The 26,129-nt window shown below is 35.7% G+C and carries 16 protein-coding genes and 2 pseudogenes; 1 reads left to right on the top strand and 17 read right to left on the bottom strand.

What is annotated here, in order from left to right:
* A pseudogene (locus tag BMY85_RS15710) lies at nucleotides 1-229 on the bottom strand (helix-turn-helix domain-containing protein); the annotation flags it as partial.
* 96 nt (nucleotides 230-325) lie between these two features.
* On the opposite strand from BMY85_RS15710, the pseudogene tnpC reads away from it, so the two are divergent.
* Nucleotides 326-961, top strand: a pseudogene (gene tnpC / locus BMY85_RS12705) (IS66 family transposase); the annotation flags it as partial.
* 140 nt (nucleotides 962-1,101) lie between these two features.
* Here the strand turns inward: tnpC and BMY85_RS12700 are convergent.
* The 16 genes from BMY85_RS12700 to BMY85_RS12630 form a co-directional block, all read right to left on the bottom strand.
* Nucleotides 1,102-1,200 carry a DUF1848 family protein gene (locus tag BMY85_RS12700; RefSeq protein WP_092478647.1) on the bottom strand — a complete coding sequence of 33 codons (99 nt, stop codon included), beginning with the start codon at nucleotides 1,198-1,200 and terminating at the stop codon, nucleotides 1,102-1,104.
* Between the two features lie 65 nt (nucleotides 1,201-1,265).
* A complete protein-coding gene (locus BMY85_RS12695; protein WP_330387293.1) occupies nucleotides 1,266-1,856 on the bottom strand; it encodes a PD-(D/E)XK nuclease family transposase in 591 nt (196 codons plus the stop codon).
* Complete coding sequence (locus tag BMY85_RS16200; protein WP_330387292.1) at nucleotides 1,857-2,078, bottom strand: hypothetical protein; 222 nt, start codon at nucleotides 2,076-2,078, stop codon at nucleotides 1,857-1,859.
* A gap of 134 nt (nucleotides 2,079-2,212) precedes the next feature.
* On the bottom strand, nucleotides 2,213-2,869 hold the full coding sequence (locus BMY85_RS12690; RefSeq protein ID WP_092478646.1) for a hypothetical protein: 657 nt from the start codon (nucleotides 2,867-2,869) through the stop codon (nucleotides 2,213-2,215).
* Nucleotides 2,870-3,005: 136 nt separating this feature from the next.
* Nucleotides 3,006-3,770, bottom strand: a complete 765-nt coding sequence (locus tag BMY85_RS12685) for a hypothetical protein (RefSeq protein ID WP_092478645.1) — start codon at nucleotides 3,768-3,770, stop codon at nucleotides 3,006-3,008.
* Nucleotides 3,760-5,823 (bottom strand): UvrD-helicase domain-containing protein, encoded by a 2,064-nt coding sequence (locus BMY85_RS12680; RefSeq protein ID WP_092478644.1) that lies wholly within the window; start codon nucleotides 5,821-5,823, stop codon nucleotides 3,760-3,762. The genes BMY85_RS12685 and BMY85_RS12680 overlap by 11 nt, the downstream gene beginning before the upstream one ends.
* Nucleotides 5,823-7,919 carry an AAA family ATPase gene (locus BMY85_RS12675; protein WP_092478643.1) on the bottom strand — a complete coding sequence of 699 codons (2,097 nt, stop codon included), beginning with the start codon at nucleotides 7,917-7,919 and terminating at the stop codon, nucleotides 5,823-5,825. Before BMY85_RS12675 ends, BMY85_RS12680 begins: the two co-directional genes overlap by 1 nt.
* A 48-nt stretch (nucleotides 7,920-7,967) precedes the next feature.
* Entirely contained in the window at nucleotides 7,968-8,261 is a 294-nt protein-coding gene (locus tag BMY85_RS12670; protein ID WP_092478642.1) for a hypothetical protein, read from the bottom strand.
* Nucleotides 8,262-8,661: 400 nt separating this feature from the next.
* The gene (locus BMY85_RS15785) at nucleotides 8,662-9,786 is read right to left on the bottom strand and encodes a hypothetical protein (protein WP_207646554.1); all 1,125 of its coding nucleotides are present in this window, start codon (nucleotides 9,784-9,786) and stop codon (nucleotides 8,662-8,664) included.
* Nucleotides 9,787-9,915: 129 nt separating this feature from the next.
* Nucleotides 9,916-10,158, bottom strand: a complete 243-nt coding sequence (locus BMY85_RS12660; RefSeq protein ID WP_092478641.1) for a hypothetical protein — start codon at nucleotides 10,156-10,158, stop codon at nucleotides 9,916-9,918.
* Between the two features lie 29 nt (nucleotides 10,159-10,187).
* Nucleotides 10,188-10,721 (bottom strand): hypothetical protein, encoded by a 534-nt coding sequence (locus BMY85_RS12655; protein WP_092478640.1) that lies wholly within the window; start codon nucleotides 10,719-10,721, stop codon nucleotides 10,188-10,190.
* A 166-nt stretch (nucleotides 10,722-10,887) separates the two neighbouring features.
* Nucleotides 10,888-11,319, bottom strand: a complete 432-nt coding sequence (locus BMY85_RS12650) for a hypothetical protein (RefSeq protein ID WP_242939740.1) — start codon at nucleotides 11,317-11,319, stop codon at nucleotides 10,888-10,890.
* Between the two features lie 150 nt (nucleotides 11,320-11,469).
* Nucleotides 11,470-12,759 carry an AAA family ATPase gene (locus tag BMY85_RS12645; protein WP_092478639.1) on the bottom strand — a complete coding sequence of 430 codons (1,290 nt, stop codon included), beginning with the start codon at nucleotides 12,757-12,759 and terminating at the stop codon, nucleotides 11,470-11,472.
* A 328-nt stretch (nucleotides 12,760-13,087) separates the two neighbouring features.
* The gene (gene ppdK / locus BMY85_RS12640) at nucleotides 13,088-15,709 is read right to left on the bottom strand and encodes a pyruvate, phosphate dikinase (RefSeq protein ID WP_092478638.1); all 2,622 of its coding nucleotides are present in this window, start codon (nucleotides 15,707-15,709) and stop codon (nucleotides 13,088-13,090) included.
* 180 nt (nucleotides 15,710-15,889) lie between these two features.
* Complete coding sequence (locus BMY85_RS12635) at nucleotides 15,890-16,651, bottom strand: EFR1 family ferrodoxin (RefSeq protein ID WP_092478637.1); 762 nt, start codon at nucleotides 16,649-16,651, stop codon at nucleotides 15,890-15,892.
* Nucleotides 16,641-26,114 (bottom strand): type I polyketide synthase, encoded by a 9,474-nt coding sequence (locus BMY85_RS12630; protein ID WP_092478636.1) that lies wholly within the window; start codon nucleotides 26,112-26,114, stop codon nucleotides 16,641-16,643. The genes BMY85_RS12635 and BMY85_RS12630 overlap by 11 nt, the downstream gene beginning before the upstream one ends.
* Between the last annotated feature and the right edge of the window lie 15 nt (nucleotides 26,115-26,129).

Raw genomic sequence — 26,129 nt, 5'->3', positions numbered from 1 at the left:
CTTCTATGATAGAATGAAAGTCATCTATAACAGATTTTTTCTTTCTTGTATGAGATTTTTCAAATCCATGCAGGTATTTGTCAACCGTTCGTCTATCGACGTTCAGTTCACGAGCAATTTGGCTCTTATTAATTTTCAATGTTGAATCCTCCAGAAAAGGTTTTAATTTAGTTAAATCATTTAAGGAATATATAGTTAAATCAGTGGTTATATTAGTTTGAATGATCATAATAGTGCCTCCTATCAGGAATCTATTATAATCAGTTTTTGTACATATTTATATTAGATTTTCTGTACTTATTTATGTTAGCATTTATATACGGACGGCTACACTGGATATGATAAGGTTACAAATGTTATTCGGTGCGAATGTTGGGCACACCTTAGAAGAAAGTTTGTGGAAGCCATGCCTCCGGGAGCGGAAAAACAGCTGATAGTATCTCCGGCAGAAACTGGAAGGGACTATTGCAACAAGCTGTTCCACATGGAAAAAGAAATGGAGAGCCTCTCACCTGAAGAAAGGAAAAAACTGCGTCTGGAAACGGAAAAACCGCTTTTAGAGGCTTTTTGGTGCTGGCTTGAAAAACTAGATCCCCTATCTGGCTCCAAACTCGGAAAAGCTGTAGTCTATGCCAAGAACCAGGGAACCTATCTTGAAAACTATCTATTGGATGGAAGATGCTCCATCTCAAATAACCTTGCAGAAAACAGCATCCGCCCATTTACAACAGGAAGAAAAAACTGGATGTTCTCGGACAGTACCAAAGGAGCAGATGCAAGTGCTGCTGTGTACAGCGTCATTGAAACAGCTAAAGCAAACGGACTAGAACCATTCCAATACCTGAACTTTTTACTAATGTACATACCAGAAACCAACTTCAAGGAACATCCTGAAGAATTGGAAGATATGATGCCTTGGTCTGATTTTGCCAAAGAACAGTGCTCAAAGAAAAGAAAGTAAACGGCTTCAATTTTCAAGCTTACACTGAAAACATTCAATATCTATTAAAAAATATATGAAGTAAACGTATTCAACTTTAAATTACCTGGTAAGTATAACACTTTGACATGTAATGTTGTACCTACCAGGTAATTGTGCGCTTACTTTCTTACATAAAAATATTCCTCTTTTACTCTGTTTATAAACCATTCTGGATAATAATTTGAGATATCGGTTCTTCTGCTTACATTTAGAATCATGGAATTCCCTTCACTAAAAACAGGGAAGCAGGTTTCCCCGCTTCCCTGAACATATCTTCACTAAATTATTTACTTGAATTTTTCTCTAAGACCAGGTTTTCTACCACTTCAATAGGTAAGTCTGCACATTCTGCTATTTCTTCTATGGATGCTATTTGTTTCTCTAACAGACGTAGTGCCATTCTCTTTTTCTCATCTGTTATTAAATCTTCTACTAAATCTTCTACTGCTTTACACATAGCTGAAATCCCCTCCTTGTCTTCTTTATAGTATCTTGCTGTTTTAGCAAGAATCTGATAATTCATGTCATCTGGATTGGAACATTTAAAGTCATGCATTAACTTACCCAGAGCAGAATCATCGTTGTATGTAGCGTTTACATATATGATATGCGAACCATCATGAAATAACTCCTCTGTTTCTTTAATATATCTATCAATATGATAAATAAGCTTATTCTTCCCAAATACGTCATTCTCTGTAATAAAGATAACATAGGTTTCTGTTAATTCGTCAGCATCATATCCTACTGATAAAATATTGGCATCAATAAGACTGCTGTTATATCTTGCCCGCTTAGCTCCAGCTTCTTTATTTGCTCTTTGAATTTCGATATTGTATTTCTTTCCTGTCGAATCTGTTGCAAAGATATCCAATCATAGAGAACGACCTTTTATATTTTTGATCGTGTATTGGGTAAAGACTTTCTCAACTATTATATCGGTTTTCTCTAAAATAATTCTTAAAACTAATTCCGTAGCTTCTGTGTTGTCTTCAAAACATTTCGTCATGAAATCATCATCTAGTAGTCTGAATTTTTTTATCTGGTGTAACACTTTTTCTCTTGTCTGTTGTTTCAATTCTGACTGTTTCTTCAAAATGTGTTCACCTTCTTTTATGCTTGTTTTGTGTGTTTATGATAACATAGTTAAGATAGGTTTGCAATATCAAAGCTTAACTACATCCTAATTCATCTTCATGTGTCATTCTCTCTGAATGTTCCTCCTTTACATTAGTAAAATCCATACTGCTGACAAATCTGATGAACTGCACAAGCAAATACCGATCTGGAATGAACATTAGGATCTTCATTCCTGTCTTTCATGTCTATATATACTTGCCTCATCTCCTGCCATAAATCATGCTCTTTCACCCATTCAATTTTCTCTGGCAATCTATAATAACCATCTGGCTGCTCGCACCAGCTATATGTTTTCTGTTTTTTATTGTGGCGAATGTATTCCTGACATTCATATCCATCCTCATCTATGTAATTATTTACAATGGCAAAATCACAGCTATGTAGAATACGTGACCTTCTCCTATCCTTCCTTTTTATCGTCAGGACACGCGTAGAATCTTCTGCGTAATCATATCCATACTTCCCTACTACTTTATTAAATGCTACCTGAAGGATATTTTTTATCTCCTTTGCCGTATATTCCTGATCGTCATCATTTACTTCAATATTGAAATCAAAATCATATCCAACATTGGATTTTGCATCATAAGTAATCATATTTCTTTTATAACTTCCAACTATTGTATATTGAAATGTAAATTTCCTTCTTACGAAATCCTGCACCTCATGAATCAGACACAAAATATTAGAATAGGCTTCCGCTACAACTGGATCTTTTTTAGAAATATAGTAAAAATCGTGTTTCATAATATATTCTCCTCTCTATACCCCAAAACCGTCCACTTAGCTTATCAGTGCTAAATCATTTTATTATATATCAAATCGCAATTTTTTTCAAGTATGAAAAATTAATAATTTGCTATATCGGTTCTTCTGCTTGCACTTAGGAGCATATATTTTCTGATAGATCGACCAAATTATTTATAATTTTCTCTTTTACCTCACGGAACATATACATATGCAATCTATCAGTAGTAAAAATAGCCTTATATCGAAATACAAACAAATCAATTGAATCTCTTACTCTATAGCCAAAATCATATTTATTTACTATCAAATGAAATTCATCCAGTTTGGCAAGCAACGAAAAATTTTTTGTTGCATGATGATGATATCCAAACTCAGAATACATATTATGGTAATACAATATATCAGAATCACTGAAATATCCAACTATACTAAATAATCTACCCTCTGTTACATCTTTTAATTTTTTCATATTTGTTTTCCCTAACGGAAATAATTCCTTTTTATTTTCAACTGGAAATGGTGCATTATTAGCCGCTGAAAGCTGAAAACCCATATGCTTTCCTAATGAAAGATAATGATAGGCAACAATATAAAAGACCTTATCTGTCACTTCTTTATCCGTCAGCAGATTATGTAAAAATTCTAAATACTCTTCCGTCAGACGTCTTTCTGGTGATTCGACATCTAACCTAAGATATTTATCTCTTTCTTGATAAATGCAACCATATACCCCCTTTATTTCCGATTCCTTTCCTGTTTCAAAGTATTCCTTACAGGTATCTTGGACTTTTACAAAATCTGAAATACAATAATGTTTCGATAAATCCTTTATCTCTTTCGCAATCTTCTCATTATTTTTTAAAAAATCATCAATGTACTCTTTCATTCTATTTTCCATCTTTAATGTCCTCTATCTTTCCAAAAATCATTTCAATTTTATCTTGAATGTCTTCCATATGATCAACGTAAAGGATGCATAAATTCTTAATCGCTCTTGAAACTGCAACGTATAAAATATTTCTTCCAGTTTCATACGAGTCAGAGATTTCTTCTATGGATTTGCCATATTCTTTAAAATACGTTTCAAATAAATTTTTTCCTTTACCCTTACCGAAGTCCTGCCCCAGAATAATAGCAACATTTTCAAATTCCAATCCCTTTGTGCTGTGAAATGTATGATAACAAATTTTCTCTTTTTCAGCATGGTTTCGGTAATCAAACCAGTTTAACAATTCTTGCTTTTCTATTTCCAGTATAGGACGAATCATTTCTTCTGCTGTTTTGGATTCCTCCCAGTCGTCACGATATAAATTTTTTGCAATCTCTGTTATTACAGCATTATAAGATGCTTCTTCAAGGTCAAATACTTTGTCTATAATCTTTTTAAATACCTTATCGTTTTTTTCTTCATATTGCTTAAATATTTTCTTTAATAATTCTTCTATATTTTCGCCATCTATTGATTTCAAGACTTGAATTAATGTTCTTAATTCTGAAAAACTTATACTTCTAAAGTCATCTGTCGGGAGAATATTTCTAAGAGGTTCTCTGCCATTTCTTACTTCACTATATAATCTCATTAGGCGGTCAAACATTGCTGGCACTCTGCCAAGCTGTCTGGTATCTTGACCAAGCAGTTCGGAATTTAATTGCTTATATCCAAGTCCCTTTTTATAACGGTCTGTACCGTTAAAAGCTATGTACATCTTTAAAAAACCACTATATTCTGCAACTTTCTGATTGGTAGCAAACAGACAGTGCAACGGATTTTCTGTACTGCAGTCCCAATTTTCTGCACACATATCAATAAATTCCTTTATATCTGCTTCTGTGCCATAGTAGCACATAGCACTGCCTCCTTCACAATCTGAATAAATTGACTTTTGTTCAATCCTATCATTTCTTACCTTGTTTGCAAGATCAATTATCTCTTTATAGGATCGGCGATTATAAATCTTATCAAACTCCTTCAATCCAGTATGCAACTCATTTAATCTTCCGCCTATCCCATCATCATAAATATTCTGTACCGAATCGCCAAAATATCCCACAAACATATCATGGTTTATTTCTTTTGCATATTTTTCAACTAAGTCCATCATTTTCACTGCAACTTCCGTTGTATCCTGATACTCGTCTATCAGAATATACGGATACTGGTCTATAATCATCTGTCGCATTTTAGGATACTTTTCAATCAACTGATAGCCATATTCCAGTACCGTATCATGACTGATACGCATTATATCTAATCGGTCACGATTGTACTTCGCATTATACTGGACTACTCTATACTCTTTCTCTTTTGCTTCTATCCGTTCCAGACATCTTTCATATCGTTCTATTTTAAACAGTTTGTCCACCAAACTTTTAAACTTTGTAACATTTGATAATAAATCTTTATATTCTAATGGAATTATTTCTGACATACTATTCTTAAATCCTGATGCATTATTACTGTAGGCTTCATAATAGGCTTCTCTATTCTCCTGCATAATCAAAAAAAACTCTTGCTTCTTAACCTGGTCTAACTTCTTATATTTTTGAAAATCTGGCTTTTTCGCTAACTGGTTTCTTATATCTTTTATCTCATTTTTCAGTTTTTCAACGTGTAATGCCAACAATGCACTTTTTTGTTCCTTTATCATACTCCAGATGCGTTCATGGATGGTAGAAACCACAACTACATCAGATGCACCTATCTGATGTTTTATATGATTGGCTGCCACATTTGTATAAGTAATACATACAATCTTTTGATTGTGTTCTATTAGCTTTTCCCGATTCTTATTTACAATATGTTTTAAACATTCTACTAATGCATAGGTCTTTCCAGAGCCTGCACCTGCATGAAAGACAACACTTTCAAATGTATCACAACATTGAAATAATTGTTCCTGTATTGCCTTTTCCTGTTCAAGATCCTCACTACTATACTCTGTAAGCCCCATTATTCTCCCCCTAACTTCTTTTCAATCCATGTCAGCCCATCTGCAATATACTTTGGCAATTTCGGAATTTTGTCCTCACATTCTTCATTTACGATTTTATAAAGCAGTTTACTGGCAAATTCTCCTTTTAAGTTCTCTAATTTTTCCTGCCATCTATAAGATTGGTTCTTATTCTCTACATATTTATTATTCTTCGTAACAATTCGTCCATAAATTCTTGGTTTTAATTCCTTAAGCACATCATTCAAAATTATATTGTCAAAGTTCGTCAATATAAACGCTTCTTCAAAACTAGTTGCATAATATCCTTCTATCTCTCCTTGATAAGACAAATACATATTATCTTTTTCTATCCATTCTCGAATATTTGAAATATCCTTCTTGCCATGAAAGTTCTCAATGGTCTTATTGGTAGTTTCTTTTCCCTCTAAACTTGTAATCTGATCCAAGTTCTTTTGCTTACTTTTTTCTCCATCTTCACTTTCTGCCTTTTCACGCTTAATATCCAAATCTGTTATGATAAGCACTGGTATCCCCAAAGCTTTCACAAGATTTCTATATAAATGCCCATGTGCCCCATTAATATTAAATACCGAAATGTAATATTGTCCTAATGTCTCCTCCCTGTTCTCCAGATAGTATGGAATCAACAAATCTTCTGCAAATCCTTCTACCAAAATGGCCGCATCTGAAAAGAAAAGTTCTGACACTTTATACTTAATATGTTTTTTGAAAAAATTGAATATTGCCTCATTATTTGCCTTATCTCTTGCCTTATCTTTTGTTTCCTTTTGCTTTGGAGCAACCTTCTCATTATTCAGATTAGTTATTGCTGCATGATGCTCCTTCTCATATAAATAACAGATGTTATCGAATGTATTAGAACTATGTATTTTACTATTTAAAATATGGGAGGAATGCGTTGTGATAATAATCTGACTATTTATGTTCTTCTTTTTGTCAACAAGGATCTCATCTATTGCTTCATTAATATTCCGAATAAACAGTTCCTGCATCTGCGGGTGCATAAAGGTTTCTGGTTCTTCGATAGATATTAAGTTTATCTTACTATTAAACGTAGAATCTGGATATTGTTCTATATAATCCATAATCGTTGCTATAATCAAAACCAAATTGCTATATCCTAAACCAAACTGATCTTCTGGAACTTTAACCGTATTGTCTACATATTGATATTTAATCAAGTTTGACATAAGCTTTTCAAATGTAATATCTGCACTCAAATCCACTGCCATATGGTTTGTGGAAACCATTTTTGCCATTACTTTTTCCACTACATCTGCATGTTTTTCATTAATATCCTCGGATAAATCCGAATTCATTTTTTCTAACTTTAATTCAATCGTTTTTTTCTGTTCTTTAAATGTATGCTCATATCTGTATTTGATAATTTTGTTAAATGCTTCTGATAAACTATTATCCTTCCTTAAATGATTGGCTTTAATGCATCTTATATCCATTAAATTAGACAACTTAAAATCTATTTCCAGGTTCTCTTTATTTTTATCGTAGTAATTAAGAGTAAAATCCGTCTCATTTAACAATTTCAAAAATTTATCAAATGCATCTACATTCTCAACATTGGTTTTTAATTCTTTCATACTTTCATGAAAAGTTGTCTCATCTTTTACTTCGTATTTAATGAAAATATCCAGTTCTGTATCTTCCAAGTCCTCAACAAGCATAAATGGAACCAGATTTGAAATCCTGTCATCACTATTTTCTTCTAACTCAACCGTAATACCAAACTCAATGTATGGTAATTCATTGTCTTCCTTTTTCACATCATAATTTTGCAGATAATTTTGCAGATACCGAAAATTAAAGTCATTTACGCCAAATGAAGTTGGCTGCTTAATTAACTTTTCTAATGCTGATATTATGGTTGTTTTTCCGGCATTGTTTTTTCCAATAATTAGGGTTGTATCAGTGGCAATGTCGATTTTTGTTTCTTGCTGTTCTTCTGTCTGATTGTCCTTCTTCTCTGGTTTGATTTTTGAACTAACAAATTCAATCTCGTTTTGTTCTTCGTAAAATTTTCTGTAATGGTTTAGTTTTAGTTTTTTTAGATACATTCTACTCCCTCCTGTTCACCTGTTGGCTCTTATATTTTTTCTTGAAATTTAAACAAAATTATCTCCTAATAAAATCATAGACATTAAGCATACAATATAATCTTTCATCCATTCCTGTACATTTTTCATTTCATGTTTGGTATCTATCAGATTTCTGCTAAGTGCAGCAAGTTGTATACTATCAACAGTTCTATATTCCAATAAAGGAATTTTCTCAGCAGGAGGTGTCTGTAAAAAGAAATATCCTAACTGAATATTCGCTTTCTTGCTAAAATCTTCTATCTGATTGAAGGTAGGCGTTTTCGTACCATTTAATACTTGTGCCGATCCAAAATACTGCATAAGGCAAAAAAGCTAACCCATAAATGGTTAGCAAATTATTGGAGCTGGCTATGTGATACTTTACACAATGCAACCATTACACCTCATCACCGCAGCAGCATAGCCAGCTAATCAACATAATAGACATATCCTTCATGAAGTGTCCTCCTTTCAAAGTCGAAAAACAAGCTTTCATAGTATCATAACAAATGCCAGAGGCTACAACACTCAACAATGTCGCAAATATTGAGGTGATGCTTGGATTCGAACCAAGTCCTGCTGCAAACTAATCTTGCACTTTTATTATATCAGAAAAACAATTATTATATAAAGGAATGTTTTCTGAAAAAATGCAACGCATGAAATCATCATTAATAAGGCGTAGATTTCTTAACTGTTGTAGTCTTTTTGCTGCTTACCTCTAATAAAAAATTGTGTTCAGCACTACAATCCCATTTATTTCTTGCAACATATCTAATTTTTGATTTTGAATACAATACTCTATAAATTTTTTATAATATATATTAGATGCTACCAAAACTTCAATGTTTTTATAGTCAAATTCAATCTTTTCAGGCACTCTCCACTCTCTTTCATGTGTCCAGTCAATCATTTTATCCTTATCATTCAAGTCATAATTAACAATCCTCCAGTGCTCATCCTTAGATAATTGTGACTTCATTAATTCCTTTTCCTCGTATATTACAGGTCTACCACCCATTTTAAAGATCTGCCTCTTATTGAATCGTACTCCAAAGACACAATAGCGAACTTTACAATTAGTTTCCTTTCGCAATTCCTTTTCATACAGCAGATTTTCTGCTATAGCATTTAATGGTGTATCCTGCAAACACACAGCAGGTCTGCTCCCAATTATAAATCCTGATTTTGTCGTGCTACCAATTATAGTTTTCTCATCAAGTATCTTTAGCAACGTACTAAATGCTTCTTCTGCTGTTTCCCCCTTTGTCAAATGAGTCAACCTAGATGATATATCATTTCTATTTTTATATCTATTTCTCCATTTATTAACTACTTCGGTTAATAAATTAAATCGACATAAGTCCTCCCTTAAATCATTCCCTGTTCGTAATTCATTAATTATCTCTGACAAAGTTTTTCCTCTTCCACCATTTTGAATAGCCGTATTTACCCTCTTAACTTTCCAGTCAAAAGGTTTATATTTTTTATAATGTACAATATCTTTTCTAAACTCGAATAATGGAGTATCAGGCTTTGCATCCCATGCAATAATAAGCCACATGATAGCATTGTATGATTGTTTTGCCACTGGATTCCATTCTGACTTTTTTCTTTTTTTGTCTCCCTCACCTGCTTCTAGATTCCCGCCTGCTCCACCATCTCTATGTAAAGGATTAAACAATGGTAATCCTTCATGCTTCAATAATTTTAGAAAATCTCTTGCTGCACCCATCCCACACTGAATAATCTCTTTTGTTCCATTTGCTTTGCTTGTTGCTTCAAAAATATAGTAATCATTTTCTATTGTTTTGCCTGCATCACTATGCTTTTTTTGTCCAGCCAATAACTAAATATGTGCAACTGGCAATACATCATAATTATTAATAATCCACTTTCTCCTTTCTGGACCTCTGCACTCTATAATGTTCCCCCTCCCTTCTTATGAAATAAACTCAAAAAACTTGATAAATCTTTATAATTCTACATTTTGTTTCCATTTAGCTGTGTGGTCTATTTTATCAACAACCTTATTTTCATCTAAAAGTTCTTTTTTAGTTTTTTGGCTTAATATCTCCCAATTTTCCTTTGGAATAATATAAGTTGCATTTCCATAAACAGCTGATTCCAATACACAATAATTTTTAAACACAAATGCATAATATCCCTTAAATCCATTAATACCTTCAACTATGCTTTCATACTTATATTTTTCCATATATTCCAGTCTAGTAATACTATAAACATCTATTTTAGGTTCATACTTAGTATTCTGTCTAGTTTTAATACGTTCACTTGGCATTTCTCCTTGAGGAAGAATTTCCCATGTGCATCTTTTTTTCTCGATGAGTCCCCAACCTGAATATCACCATTAAACACATAACAATTAACAATAACATATTGTTCCCTATTTTTATCCTCAAATAACTGCAATTCGATTCCATAAGGAGACACCTCTACCTTCGGATAACATTGTTTATAAATATCAACTGCAATTTCAGATGCATTAGTATTTCCAAAAGGATAAGTCCAAATTGTTGATACATATCTACGCTCTTTGGGTTTAGACTTGTCCGCATAAGTATATCCATATGCATTTTTTCTACTTTGCGTTCCAAATATCCCTGAAGGTAACACTATATCGCCAACTTCAGATAACCCTACTCTTTCTGCTTCATCCCCCTTAACAGGAATACCAATTTGAATTTTATTCAAATCCTCCCCTTCTGGAATAGGAACCTTTCTAATTCTCTTTCCTTGTATACAATAATATTCTCTCATAAAATCCTCCTTTGCAAAATCTCCTTGCAAAAGATGTTATACTCTGATATTATTGGTTTGCGAAAACAATACGTCAAAGTTCACCTTTGGCAAGGGAATCAGTCAGAGTATTTTCTCTGGCTTTTTTCTATGTAAAGAGTTAAACTCGTATACATGCCTTTTCATATTATATTGTCACCCCAAGAATTTTATATAATGGTGCTAACTGGTCTTTAACTGCTAATGAAATCTTATCAATATCCAGTTTCTCTACCATTCCGTTACTTCTCATCCCTTTGTAATAAACTCTATTTGCCTGTCTATAAAGCTTCTTCAACTTATCATATCCAGTACTTCCAACAACCTTCGTGGTCTTTTTTAGTCTTAAGAAAGAAATAATATTTTCTGCATCATACAAGAACCAGTCCTCGATAAACCTTTTTGCTCTTACCATTATTACCTTCTTCGCACCATAGTCCATCATCCCCTCTTTTACTTCATCCCACTTTATAGGCGGTTTTTGGGATAATTCAAATACGTCTGTATCACTGCAAAGAATAATTGTAAATTCACAATCAGCAGCATATTTAGGCTTAATTTCCTTAACAAACTTTCTCAATGCTATGTTTTTGAATCCACCAACCCCATTAACATTTCTACATTCAATAAAAGTATCAAACTTCTTGTTACTTCTTTTATTTCGAGCATTGGCAATTACTCGCTTGTAAATTCAACCTCTGTATCACCTTCAACAAACAATATCAGGCATTTATTCATATAAGTAATCACACTCCAAATAATCGCTTAAACTATCATCTGAATCTGAAAGTAAAGAAAACAAATAATCTCCCATACTCATATTAAAATCTGTTGCGTCTTGTTGCAGCTGTTTCTGTCCCGTCTTCTTAAAAGTAAAAAACTCAGCTATTCCAGCTACCCTGCTCATACCAATATGAATCCATGCTGGCTCTAAATAATTAATTATATATGGAGAATGACTTGTAATAATAACCTTGCAATCATCTAATAACTGGCTAATTATTCTTATATAAGCCTGAAATAGCCCAGGATGTACAGAATTCTCTGGTTCCTCAATTGCAATAAGAGAAAAGTTGCTTACACTTGATATAATAATTTTTGTAAGAATCATAAACACTCTTTTTGCACCATCTGACATAGCTGTAAAATCAATTGGTTTAGCAAGGCTTCTATCTCTAACAAATAATATATGCATACGATTTGTTAAAACAAATGGTATATCTTCTGGAAACTTTTCGTTCTCTAATTCATTTATACAAATCTCTTTTACAATAATATCCTCTATATTTGGAAACAGCTGAGTGTATACATCTTTCAACAATTCGAATTTATCTGGGTTATGCTCTTTTAAATTGTAAATAATACGAGGCAAATTGCCTGCTTTTATCATTTCGTTTTCAAATCCCTTACGAATAATAGGATCTGGCTGATAAAAACTTTTTGCATCAAGATTATTTTCCATGTATATCTTCATACCATTCAACTTTGTAATAATTTCTGCATAATACAGTTCATCATAAGCACGTAATTTATTAACAACTAATTCTGCAGGATCCACCTTTATCTTTGCTGAACATCTTCCAGTCTCAGAGCTCTTATACAAAGCTCCATCTGATGTTCTATTAATTAACTGCATGAATTTTTGTCCTTTTTGATCAAGCTTAACCTTTAACGACTCTGAAACAATTTCAGGCTCTATATCTTCACAATTTTTCCATACAAATTCAAATCCATACTGAGCAATATACTCTTTACCATTAATATCCGTAGACACTTCCATCTCGTATTTATAATTTTTCCCAATCGTGTTACGATTAATTGGAATCAAATTAGAATTTGCCATCATTTCTTTTTTATCTTCAATAGTAGCCTTTATAAATGTTAAACCAAAATCAATACCAGAAAGAACATTCGACTTGCCAAAATTGTTAAGTGCAACAAGAGCCGTAATATTCTCAAAAGAGATTCTAACATTGGATAAGTTTTTAAAACCATCTATCAAAACAGCTTGAATCTTCATAGTGACACATCCTTTTTTATCTATCGTATCTATACTATATCACTTTCTTTTACAAAACGCAATAAAAATTTTCTTTTGTTTATTTATATATATGCTATAGTTCTTATTGCATTTTTTATACGCAATTATTTTTTTCGTTTTTATTATCTATATGTTTTATCAATATCAGTCACCTGCTCCTTTTTCTTATAGCTATGCACTTTCCTTCTGTCATATATTCAACAATTGAATTATTCTGCGTAATACAAAAACCCCCTGAGAACATCTTACAACATTCCCAGGGGGCAAATCTATTCATCCGTAACTATATTCAATTACAAACTTTCAATTATTTATTATTAATTGCAGCCTGTGCAGCAGCCAATCTTGCGATTGGTACACGGAATGGTGAACAGGAAACATATGTTAAACCAACCTTATGGCAGAATTCAACAGATGAAGGATCTCCACCATGCTCACCACAGATACCAAGTTTGATATCAGGACGGGTTTTTCTACCTTTTTCAGCAGCCATCTGTACTAACTGGCCAACACCGTTCTGGTCAAGTCTTGCAAATGGATCGGATTCATAGATTTTTGCTTTGTAGTAAGCATCTAAGAACTTACCAGCATCATCACGGGAGAAACCGAATGTCATCTGAGTTAAGTCGTTTGTACCGAAGGAGAAGAATTCGGCTTCTTCTGCAACTTCGTTTGCAAGTAATGCAGCACGAGGAATTTCGATCATAGTACCGATGTGGTATTCGATATCGGAATTCTTTTCTTTCTTAACCTGTTCTGCAACTTCTACAACAACGTCTTTTACGTATTTTAACTCTTTCTTTTCGCCTACTAATGGGATCATGATTTCAGGAACAATATCAAATCCTTTTTCTGCTTTTACTTCGATAGCAGCTTCCATAACGGCTCTTGTCTGCATCTTAGCGATTTCTGGGTAAGTAACAGCAAGACGGCATCCTCTGTGACCCATCATTGGGTTGAATTCATGTAAAGCATCACAAGTAGCTTTTACCTGTTCAACGGATAAATTCATATCTTTTGCTAATGCAGCGATATCTTCATCATCAGTTGGAACGAACTCATGTAGAGGTGGATCTAAGTAACGTACTGTCATTGGTCTTCCTTCAAGAACTGTGTACATTGCCTTGAAGTCTGCTTTCTGGAACTCTAATAATTCGTTAAGGGCAGCTTCTCTTCCTTCAACTGTTTCAGATAAGATCATCTTACGGATCTTAGGAATTCTGTCTGGCTCGAAGAACATGTGCTCTGTACGGCAAAGACCGATACCTTCTGCACCTAACTTAACAGCGTTAGCTGCATCAGCTGGAGTATCTGCATTTGTACGAACTTTTAATGTTCTGAACTGGTCAGCCCATCCCATGATTCTACCGAAGTTACCACTTACAGAAGCTTCCACAGTCTTGATGTCGCCTAAGTAAATGTTACCTGTAGAACCGTCTAATGAGATGTAATCACCTTCCACGATTTTGTTTCCGCCAAGTTCGAATACTTTCGCTTCTTCGTCGATTTTGATTTCACCACAACCGGATACACAAGCAGTACCCATACCACGAGCAACTACGGCAGCGTGAGATGTCATACCACCACGAACTGTTAAGATACCTTCAGCAGCATGCATACCTTCGATATCTTCTGGAGATGTTTCAAGACGAACCAGGATAACTCTTTCGCCTTTTTCATGAGCAGCTTTTGCTTCTTCCGCTGTGAAGTAAACTTTACCTGCTGCAGCTCCTGGAGAAGCTGGAAGAGCAGAACCGATTACTTTACCTGCTGCTAATGCATCTTTATCAAATGTTGGATGTAATAGCTGATCTAAGGATTTCGCTTCAATTCTTGTAACAGCTTCTTCTGGGCTGATCTTTCCTTCATCTACTAAATCACAAGCGATCTGGATAGCAGCTGGAGCTGTTCTCTTACCATTACGTGTCTGTAAGAAGTATAATTTACCTTCCTGGATAGTGAATTCCATATCCTGCATGTCACGGTAGTGGTTTTCCAGTTTTTCAGCGATTGCCATGAATTCTTTGTAGCATTCTGGTAAATCTTCCGCTAATTTAGTGATAGGCTGTGGTGTACGAACACCAGCAACAACGTCTTCACCTTGAGCGTTGATTAAGTATTCCCCATAGATACCTTTTGCACCTGTGGATGGGTTACGTGTAAATGCAACACCTGTACCAGATGTGTTACCCATGTTACCGAATACCATTGCCTGTACGTTTACAGCTGTTCCCCAGTCACCTGGAATATCGTTCATTCTTCTGTAAACGATAGCACGAGGGTTGTCCCAGGAACGGAATACAGCTTTAACAGCTTCCATTAACTGTTCCTTAGGATCTTGTGGGAAGTCAGCTCCCATAGCTTCTTTATATATAGATTTGAATTTTTCGATAACTTCTTTTAAATCATCAGCTGTTAAATCTGTATCGAATTTAGCACCTTTTTCTTCCTTGATTTGATCAAGAATTCTTTCAAAGTGAGATTTAGGAATCTCCATAACTACGTCAGAGAACATCTGGATGAATCTTCTATAAGAGTCATAAGCGAATCTCTGGTTTCCTGTTTTTTTAGCAAAACCTTCTACAGCAACATCATTTAAACCTAAGTTAAGGATTGTATCCATCATACCTGGCATGGATGCTCTGGCTCCGGAACGTACAGAAACTAATAAAGGATCTTCTGTATCACCAAATTTCTTACCCTGGATTGCTTCTAATTCTTTTAAAGCATCGAAAATCTGTGCTTTGATTTCGTCAGTAATCTGTTTTCCACTTGTATAATAATCTGTACAAGCCTCTGTTGTTACTGTAAAACCTTGTGGAATTGGAAGGCCTAAGTTAGTCATTTCTGCTAAATTAGCGCCCTTGCCGCCTAAAAGATTTCTCATGTCGGCATTTCCTTCTTTAAACAAATATACCCATTTTGCCATTGTGAAAATTCCTCCTAAAATAAATTGTACCGCTAATGTCCCAAACTTTCCCTGATTCAATTGTTTTTCCAACCAATTGTCTATATGTACCTAAAAAGTTTGTTAAACATTAGTCACTGTTGGTATTATAACACACATAAATAAAGCATGGAAGAAGTTTTTTGATTTCTTTTACGTTTTTTATGAAAAAGGATTCTGATATCTTGGTTTTCCCTTCGTTTTCCTTTTTATCTCTATTGCAAATTTCGGACAATAGGATATGCAGGCTACGCAAAATTCACAGTTATGCTGCCATTCTGGCTTTCCATCTTCCATCCGGATATTGGCTACTGGGCAGTTTTTCACGCAGATGCCGCACCCGTTACAATTCTCCTCTACATAAAATTTTTTATCTTGTTTTGCTAAAGAACGCCGATAAGAGGAAAACAGCATTTCTGTCATCTTATGAAACTTAGGAATGGAATTGGATGTTTTCTGGCAGATGTCAGCTCCAATGCCCTTTAATGCCTCTTTTGCCTCTTGTAAAATCTTTTCATGTTTGTCTGTTTTCTGCATTCCCATCACTGTGGAGTAGTTATCTGGGCATTTCACTGCTGCTCCATAAGAAAGTGTATTGCCTTTGCCATCCAGTAACCGTTTAAGTTCTGGCAATGCATTTCCTGCACTGCTTCCCATAGTAATTACACCATATATGTATGTACCTGTTTTTATTTGCAGTTTTTTTACCGTTTCCCGAACCAGATTTGGAAGTCCCCAGAAATATACTGGGCAGACAATGCCAAGAGTCTCTGCATCTAGCATTTCTTTTGTATTGAACTGGGAAAGTGCAAGTTTCCTGCACTCTCCCAGACCCTGCTTTTCTATGGCCTCCCCTATGATGTCTGCTGCCATTAAGCTGTTATGTGTTCCAGTAAAGTAAAGTATTACATGTTTATCTTTCACGAAATTTTCCCCTTCTCTTTACGTTATTGTTTTCGTCCTCTTTCTCTAATGGCCTTGAAAAGAAATGTATCTTCTGTCCATACTCAATCATTTTCCGGAGAGATTCTACATCTGGACGGTTCCAGTTAAGTCCTAACTTATGAAGCAGACAGCAGGTCTTCTTCGTCGCAATCACAAATTCCGTATACATAGGTACTTCTAGAAGATGTGAATAAGTTAAAAAATTCTGGATAGCATTCTTTTTCTTATCCACATCATAATTTTCAACGAGATACTGGATAAATGCTTTGCCCTCTATGTATTCAATTCCAAATCCTTCTTCTTTTAACACCAATGACAAATCTCTAAGCGTCAGAAGATGTGGATTCTGTAAATGATAGGTCTCCTGTTTTAACTCCTCCTGCTGCATCAGTTTCAAAACCGCCTTGCTGATAAAATCCACATATGAAAATTCAATAAATGCCAAATCCAGATCTGGAAGATAATCCAGCTGCAGAATAGACTGCATAAGCAGATACACAGCATTTTTTTCAATATTCTCCTGAAAATGTCCATTTTCCGAATCATATACAATATCTCCAATACGGTATACATTTACATCAAATCCGTCAGCTCGAAGTCCTAACAGCATCTGCTCCGCTTCGTGTTTCGTATCGACGTAATAATTATTAAATTCCTGTCCAAAATCCGTATCAAATTCCGTAAACAAAATACTGTCTCTGCCCTCTATTTTTCCTGTTCCTACCCCTTTTGTAGACATCTGGTGAATCTCCTTTTTACATCCAGTCTTGCTAAATGCAACGATCTGTTTCACTGTTTCTACATTGGCTTCATAAAATGCCTCATATTCTCCGTAATGATCCACTTTTCCACTGGCATTTACGATACATTCTGTAATTTTAGCCAGTTCCCAGTAAACTGTATAATCCAGTCCAAAATTCTGTTCTGTTATGTCCCCTTCTAAAACAAGCCATCTGTCCTGATAAATCTGATATATCTCTTCTCCAAAATATTCACAAAATTTTTCATAGATACGTGTCTGCCCATCACAGTCTTTGTGTGACCTTACAATCAGAACAACCTGTGCATCTGTCTGAGTTACGATTTCCTTTAACAGATATATGCCAAGATACCCTGTTCCACCAAGAAGCAGTATTTGTTTCCAGTTCTTTTTCTTTTCCAGTTTCATAGTATCGTAAGCTTTACACAACTCTTCATATTTATCCTGTTCTTCTTTTAGCTGCCGTTCTCTTATAGAAGAATCTTTTCTTGCAGCAAGCGTCTTGCTTACACGGGCTAACTGCTGTTTTAAATCAAAGGAACGAGGTTCCAGTTTTAATGCTAGCTGTGCCACAGTTGGATAATCATATATATCCGTCATATCCACCTGATAACTTTTCTTCAATTCATTTACAATACCAATCGCATACAGAGAATCTCCTCCAAGCTCGAAGAAATCATCATAAATCCCAACTGTTTTTAACGAGAATGCTCCTGCCCAGACTAATGCTAAATGCTTTTCTATTTCTGTTACAGGTGCTGCATATTCAGAAGACAGCTCTGGCCGTTCATAAATCACAGTTCCCTGAAGCATATTTTTTATCAGTTCCTGTCTGTCTTTTCTTTCTCCCTGCCACAGCTTTTTCGTCAGTTCCTTAATTGAAACAATTACTTGGGGCTCCCTGCAGTTCAGGACTTTTTCAATAATTCTTATCCCTTGCCCCGGCATAAGTCCATCCTGAAAGAAACTGCTGATGCTGTTTTTCTCTAAACATGCCCGATGTGCCATGCCAATATTCTTCCAGTTATCCCAGCGGACCGATATAGTTTTCCTGCCATAATATTTCTTTGCTGCCCAGTCTGCATAAGCATCTAAATAACGGTTTGCTGCTACATAATCCGATTGCCCCGCATCCTCTGTTACAGTTGCTAAAGAAGAAAACAAAAGCATAAAATCCAGTTTTTTCTTCGCAAACACCTGATCTAAAACCTTTGTCCCCAGCACTTTCGGCCTTAATACCTCCATAGACTTCTCTTTGGTTTTAAAACGGATTAACCCTTCTCCTCTAATTCCTGCAGTATGAAATACACCGTTTACTTCTCCATGCTTGTGTTCAAATTCCAGAACCTCATTTTCTACTTCTTCTAAATTGCAGATATCACAAATCTTTACCGTAACTTGCGTCCCTTTCTCTTTCCATCTAAACAAAGATTTTATTTTCTGTGCTGTCGAATCCTCTGGCTGTTCTTCTAAATAACGCTTCCATTGATTTTCTTCTGGCAGTTCATTTCTGCCTAAAAGCAGCAGATTGGCATCATACTTATCAATCAGGTAATCTGCAAGAAATCTTCCTATATCCCCTAGACCGCCTGTAATCACGTAATTGCCACCTTTCTGAAATGCACTTGCCTCTGATTCTTCCATAAGCAAAGGTTCATGACTTGCTTCTAGACGGACCCCATTTAAATATTTAATATAGGCACTGCTTTGGAGGCTTGCACACTCTTCTAGTACATACTCCACAAGCTGTTCCTTCCCACTTTCCCCTGCAATCTGTATATGTGTACAAGATATGTTTTCGTATTCTTTATTTGCCACCGAACATACACCATTAATCAAACTTGCTAGCAGGTACTCCTGCCCACTTCTTTCTTGGGATACTGTGTAATAGCGTATTTGTTTGGAACTGCCAAAAATCTGAACCTGTCTTACAATTTCCCAGAAGCAGCTTTCTTGTGTAAGTTCCGAGTACGGAACAGCATTGATAATCGTAACTTCCTGATTCATTTCTACTGAATCAGCAAATAAATTCTGAAGCCTTGTCTCCCAGTTTTCATCAACTAACACCGCCTGAAAGGATATACCGTTTTCTGTAAGTTTCTGATAAAACTGCTCAAACAAAGTTTTATCTTTTGCAAGTACAAGCATTGAAGATACACTCTCTTTGGAACCAGTGGCTGGTTTCATCATTTTCCAACATGGACGATATAACCAGTCCTCTATCGAACGGGATTCTCTTTCCTTTTCCATCGTAATGCTTGCCGCTGGAAACTCTTGTCCCTGAAATGGATAACCAGGCAATGAAACTTTGTTTAAAGGATAATTTTTATAATGTAAATCAAAATTAATGGTTACGCCACTGCACCATAGTCCTCCGACCTGTCCCACAAGATATGTCACATCATCTATTTTTTCCTTTGAATGGCGTATCATGTTCTGAACAGATTTAATATTCTGCAGTCCATTATGCTGACACTGTTTTACAAGGGAGCTTAACACCTTTCCCGGCCCAACTTCTACAAAAATGCATTTTTTACTTAATACTGTTTTTATTCCCTCATAGAAAAGAACCGTATGACGCAAATGTTCACACCAGTACTCTGGAGTAATCACTTCATCTGTAATCCAAGTACCTGTTAAGTTTGAAATATATGGTATCTTTGGTGCTTCCATAGATATGGAATTTAATAGTTTTGCAAAATCCTCTAACATTGGCTCCATCATTCCAGAATGAAATGCGTGAGAAGTTTCTAGTCTTTTATAGTCTATTGACTTCTGTTCTAAAAACTTTTCAAATTGGCCTAATTCCTCAAAGCTTCCTGATACCACACAATTCTGTTCTCCATTTACGGCTGCAACCCAAAGATGCTGCTGACTTTCTTTTATTAACTTTCTGGCATCTTCTTCCGTCAAAGTTAAAGCATCCATGCCACCACGCTCCATGCCTTGCATAAGCTTTGCACGTTCTGCCACAAGTCTTAACCCTTGTTCCAGTGAGAACACGCCAGCAACGCAGGCAGCCACATATTCTCCCAGACTATGGCCTAATAAGGCATCTGGCTTAATTCCCAGCTCCATAAGAAACATTGCCATAGAATACTCTATCATAAATAAAATTACCTGAGCATTTCCTGTTTCCCGTATCTTCTGACTAGCCTCGTTTTCTTTTTCTCTGGCTGGAAATACTATGTTTTTATAATCCCTATTATCCAAAAACGACTGATTCATAATTGCAAAACATCTGTCTAAATGATTTTGGAACAGGCTTTCTTTCTCGTATAACTCCCTAGCCATATTTACGTATTGGGAACCTTGTCCCGTAAATAGAAATACAACCTTTGACTTTTCCTTATCTACGGTATCTTCTTTTACTAGTACATGTTTTTTTTCTCCTCTTAGTCCTTCTAATAATTCCTCTCTTGTAGAAGCTAACACCATCTGGCGGTAGGAAAATGCCTTTCTTCCAATTAGCAAAGTATATGCAACGTCTTCTAGATTCACCTTCTTATTGGTTTCAAGATACTCTATATACTGTTTTTTCATACGTTCCAAAGCTGCACTAGTTTTTGCAGAAAAAAGAAACAGTTTCTGCAGCTTTGCTTCTCCCTTATATTCTGCACTTTCCAATGGTTTCTCATACTCTTCTAATATTATATGAGCATTCGTTCCTCCAAATCCTAGAGAAGTAACTCCTGCTCGTCTTGGGATTTCGCATCCATCTTTTCCTATCTGTTTTTTCCATAGAACTGTCTGCTTAGGAATGTAAAATGGACTTTCTTCTAAATGCATATTAGGATTTGGGGTTTCACAATTAATGCTTGCAGGTATTTTATGATTTTTTAATGCCAGTGCTGCTTTTATGACACCTGCCACTCCTGCCGCTGCATCTAAATGTCCAAAATTAGATTTTAAAGAACCTAATGCACAATATGGCTGTTCCTTTCTTGGATATACTTCTTTCAGTCCTTCTACCTCAATTGGATCCCCTAATAAGGTTCCTGTTCCATGTGCTTCTACATAAGTTACAGTAGATGGATCTACATTAGCATTTTCAAGTGCCTGTTCAATTACTTGTTTCTGTCCTTCAATACTTGGTGCTGTATAGCCTGCCTTCCGTTTTCCATCATTATTGGCTGCTGTTCCTCGAATTACAGCATATATAGTATCTTTATCCTCCACAGCTTTCTCTAATGGCTTAAGGACAAGAACCCCTGCTCCATCGCTAAAAATAGTTCCGGAGGCTTGTTCATCAAATACACGGCAGTGGCCATCTTTGCTAAATATCATGCCTTCTTCATAATGATATCCTGTTTTTTTCGGCAGCATTACAGATACTCCGCCTGCTAACGCCATTTCACACTCTCCACGTTCCAAAGCACTGCATGCCAGATGAATAGACGTAAGAGAACTAGAACAGGCTGTCTGTACACCATAGCTTGGACCTGTCAGATTCATTTTATAAGAAATTCTGGTTGTCATATAATCCTTATCATTTAAAGAAATCCTCTCAATCCGTTCCTGTCCGCATGATGTTGGCTGATAGATCTGAGTCATCCATGTATAATCCGATGCACTTCCAGCAAAAACTCCTATATTCTGTGAACCTTCTCCTCCCCCCTCCACAGAACCAGGTGTGTAACCTGCATCTTCCAGTGCATTCCACACACATTCATGAAATATCCGGATCTGGGGATCCATTTTTTCCGCTTCTTTTGGAGAATACTCAAAAAATGTTGCATCAAACCATTCTGCATCTTCTAGAATTCCTTTGGCATAGACATAGTTTTTATCTTCTAATTCCTCTTCTGGTATTCCCGCTTCTAATAATTCTTCCTTTTGGAAATGTTCAATACACTCCTTTCCTTGTATAAGATTATCCCAGAATTCGTTGACATTTCTGCTTTTCGGAAAACGTCCTGCCATCCCTATAATCGCAATTGGCATCTGGCCGTTTTCTTTTTTTCCCAGCATAACTCCCTTTTCACTCACACAAATGTTTTTCTTCTCCTCTGCTTTTGCCTTTCCACCTATTTTCTTGGCAAGCTGTTCAATAGTTGGATATTTAAATAAATCCATTATCGTAATGGCATATCGCTGCCTTAACCTGTCTATCAGTTTCATGGCATCAATTGAACGCCCGCCTAAGTCAAAGAAATTTTCTTGTACATCTACTTCTGAAAGATTCAGCGAATCTTTCCAGTAATTCTTTAATTCTTCTTCTATACTTTGAATGTTTTGTAAACATACAATCTTGGAATTTTCTTTTTCTCCTTCTAAAACGATTTCCACAGAATTGCGTTTTTTCTCACATTCTTGCGACTCTTGCCGTAATGTTTCCCAATCCTTCTCATATTCTTTCAGATAGCCAGAAACCGTCTTCTCTGGATGATGAATCATTTCTTTTAAAAGCTCCACATACCAGCTCACAATACGTTCTGCCGTTTCCTTCTTATATAAGGAAGTTTTATAAGTAACACCTACCGTTAACTGCTTATGTTCCTCAATCACTTCAAAACTCAGATCAAAAAAGGACTGGCTAACAGGAATCTGTACACTTTCACAGCGTATATCTGCCATGTGATTCACACGTTCTTCTGCATTTTCATAGATAAACATCGTATCAAAAACAGGATTGCGGTTTTCTTTTCTATGGGGTTCTACCAAAGGTATCAGATCTGCAAATGCAATTTTGCTGTAAGCAATGCTCTGGCCACAGTAAAGCTTGGCTGCTTCAATGTATTTTTCCAGTTGCCAGCTATCTTCTATTCTGTTTTTTATTACTACCGTATTGGTGTAATAGCCAATGGTTTCTGCAAACACCTCGTCTCTTGTCATAATAGGTGTACCAACTACAAACTCCTCTTTCTTTGTAGTCTTATATAACAGCAAAGCAAATGCCCCATAAAGAAGATGGTATAACGTACATTTCATGTCTTTTGCAAGCTTTTTTAAACCGATTAAAACCTGATGGCCGATAATTTCGTGAATACAGGCACCACTGGTATTGTTTCCTTCTGTCCTTGCATAATCTAATGGAAAAACTACGCCATAATCCTTGTCTGCTAGCTCATTTTTCCAGAATTCTATAGCTTTGCCATGCTCTGACGAATAGCTATACCATTCCTGATAATTCACATACTCAGAACACGCTCTTCCTACCGTTTCCAGTTCCTTTCCTTCATACAAATCCATAAACAGCTTTGTAATCAGCGTACAGGAATAACCATCCGCTATGCTATGATGCAAGTCAGATAACATAAGGTATTTTTTTTCTGCCAGTTTCACTACCTTTACATGCATTAAAGGTGCACAAAACACATCAAAAGGCCTAATAAATTCTTTTACATACTGGTTTACATAAGCTTCTTGGCCTTCTTCAAATTCCACCTGTATTTTGCACTTATCTTGTATTTTCAAGACTATTTCATCATTCCTAAAGCAGTAGCAGGCACGTAAAGCTTCTTGGCTATCCACAATTTTCTGAAAAATTTCTTCTACTCTGGAAGTATCAAAATCACCACTTAACACAAATGCAGAAGGAAGGTGCGTTCCTGCTTCTGCTTTCTCCATCTGGCTTAACAGAAAATATCTCTCCTGTGCCTTTGTAATTTTACAGATATTTTCACCAGGTTCTTCTATTGGTTCAGGTAGACCTGTTTTTTTTTTGTAAGGTTCACTGCTTATATTTTGTTCTGATGAAAAGGAAAAACCTCCCTTTCTCATTTCTTCTACACTCTCTTTAATTGCCTGAAGGAAAAAGCATGCATCTTCTTTCGTATGTGCAGCACTAAAGAAACATGTTCTTTTTTCCCATATATAAACGCCTTTCTCCATTAAAAGATAAAAAAACAGTTCTATTTCTGCTGGTAATTTAGCTAAATCATATTTTCCATATGCTTCAAAACGGAATTCTGATCCAAAATACTTCACAATAAGAGGTACATTGGCTTCCCTGAAATAAGCATTTACAGACATTACAAACTGTGCCGTCATTTCATTAACCTGTCTTTGTATTGCTCCACCATCTTTGTCTATGAACTGCAAAACGGCTTTTGACGCAGCAAGGCTTAATGGATGTTTGCAGAATGTTCCTGCAAAAAATGTCATTTCCTTTTCTGGATATGAGTTATCACCATAATTCCAGTAACCACCGTCTACGGCATCTAAGTATTCTGCTTTTCCTGCCACAATTCCAATTGGCAAGCCTCCTCCTGCAATCTTTCCGTAAGTTGCCATATCTGCTTTAATTCCGAAATACTCTTGGCATCCACCTGGACAGATTCGGAATCCTGTAATCATTTCATCGAAAATAAGGGCTGCATTAATCCGCTCTGTCAAGACTCTTAACTTTGTTAAGAATTCCTTTGGCTGTAACCCTGGATTCCTGCTCTGGACTGGTTCCACAATAACTCCTGCTATTTCAAATCCATGTTCCTCAATAATCCGCAGAGATTCTTCTTTGGCATATTCAAGGACCATCACGTCTTCCACCATGCCATACATGGTTCCTGGTGAAGTTGGAAATGTAACCCCGTCTAAGGATTCTGCAAGTACACAGTCAAAATTTCCATGATACGCCCCTTTAAACATAACAATTTTCGGTTTCTTTTTCACGGTTCTTGCAATTCGCAACGCTGCCATAACAGCTTCCGAACCTGTATTGGAAAAGGCAGCTCTTTGTGCACCTGTAATCTTACAAATCAGTCTGGAAACCTCTCCCCCCAGATCTGTCTGTGGGCCTGTTTCATATCCTTTTGCAATCTGCTGCTGTATGGCATCAATAATAAACTGTGGCCTATGGCCAAAATAGTGTACTCCATATCCAATTGCCATATCCAAGTAAAGGTTCTCATCTAAATCCCAGAATTTTGAACCTTGGGAATGAGAAGAAACAATAGGATATATCAGTTCTTTAAAATCCGTACGGAAATTCAAAGATGCAATCCAGTCACAAAACTGTTCTCTGTTATTTCTTGCATACTCTTTGCTTTTTCTGGTTTTTTCATTGTATCTTTTAATGAATTTCTGTATAAATGCTTTCTGTTCCAGCGTAAAAATATCCCGATCCAGTTTTACCGCACGGAAATTAACCTGTGGAAATGGGCGGTTTGTATTCTCTCTATTTTCCTTTTTCTTAGCTGTTGCATTTTCTGAAAATCTGTTTTTTACCATATTCTTTTCTACAGGTTCTTCTGGCTGTCCGGCTAAAGCTTCTAACTGTTTCACAGCAAGGTTCTGTAAAGAATCGGCCATAACCTTCATCTGCATTTCCAGAATACTTTGAACTCCATCGGAATGCACGATCCTAGATACAGATTCTTTTTCTCCTTCCTGTACTGTTATCTTTTCATCTGAAATTTCTTTCTTCTGAGGTTTCCAGAGTTCAACTGTTTCCTTTAGCTGTTCTGTTACATCGTCATCTTCATTGCTGCCAGAAACGACACTAATGGCAGTATTTTCCACAATAAACTGAGCGATTTTTTCTATGGTGTCCAGATCACTCATGACTCTAGCCATGGGAATTTCCACTTGAAATTCCTTATCTATTTTTTTCTTAATCTGAACTAACATAAGAGAATCTAATCCAAGCGAAAATAAATTACAGTCAATTTCTATTTCTTCTTCATCAATTCCAGAAACATCTTGAATCAATGTTTTTATCTTTCCAATTATCTTTTGCATTGGTATCCTCCACTT

The organism is [Clostridium] polysaccharolyticum (genome assembly GCF_900111595.1).
In the GTDB taxonomy this organism is placed as follows: domain Bacteria; phylum Bacillota; class Clostridia; order Lachnospirales; family Lachnospiraceae; genus Clostridium_AI; species Clostridium_AI polysaccharolyticum.
The sequence above is the reverse complement of the archived record's forward strand: the minus strand, read 5'-3'. Positions and strand labels throughout refer to the sequence as shown.

Excerpts from the sequence above, each read along its gene's own strand:
- BMY85_RS12700 (WP_092478647.1), bottom strand. The coding sequence starts at position 1,200 with ATGATTCTAAATGTAAGCAGAAGAACCGATATCTCAAATTATTATCCA.
- BMY85_RS12690 (WP_092478646.1), bottom strand. The coding sequence starts at position 2,869 with ATGAAACACGATTTTTACTATATTTCTAAAAAAGATCCAGTTGTAGCG.
- BMY85_RS12685 (WP_092478645.1), bottom strand. The coding sequence starts at position 3,770 with ATGGAAAATAGAATGAAAGAGTACATTGATGATTTTTTAAAAAATAAT.
- BMY85_RS12680 (WP_092478644.1), bottom strand. The coding sequence starts at position 5,823 with ATGGGGCTTACAGAGTATAGTAGTGAGGATCTTGAACAGGAAAAGGCA.
- BMY85_RS12675 (WP_092478643.1), bottom strand. The coding sequence starts at position 7,919 with ATGTATCTAAAAAAACTAAAACTAAACCATTACAGAAAATTTTACGAA.
- BMY85_RS12670 (WP_092478642.1), bottom strand. The coding sequence starts at position 8,261 with ATGCAGTATTTTGGATCGGCACAAGTATTAAATGGTACGAAAACGCCT.
- BMY85_RS12660 (WP_092478641.1), bottom strand. The coding sequence starts at position 10,158 with ATGGAAAAATATAAGTATGAAAGCATAGTTGAAGGTATTAATGGATTT.
- BMY85_RS12655 (WP_092478640.1), bottom strand. The coding sequence starts at position 10,721 with ATGAGAGAATATTATTGTATACAAGGAAAGAGAATTAGAAAGGTTCCT.
- BMY85_RS12645 (WP_092478639.1), bottom strand. The coding sequence starts at position 12,759 with ATGAAGATTCAAGCTGTTTTGATAGATGGTTTTAAAAACTTATCCAAT.
- ppdK (WP_092478638.1), bottom strand. The coding sequence starts at position 15,709 with ATGGCAAAATGGGTATATTTGTTTAAAGAAGGAAATGCCGACATGAGA.
- BMY85_RS12630 (WP_092478636.1), bottom strand. The coding sequence starts at position 26,114 with ATGCAAAAGATAATTGGAAAGATAAAAACATTGATTCAAGATGTTTCT.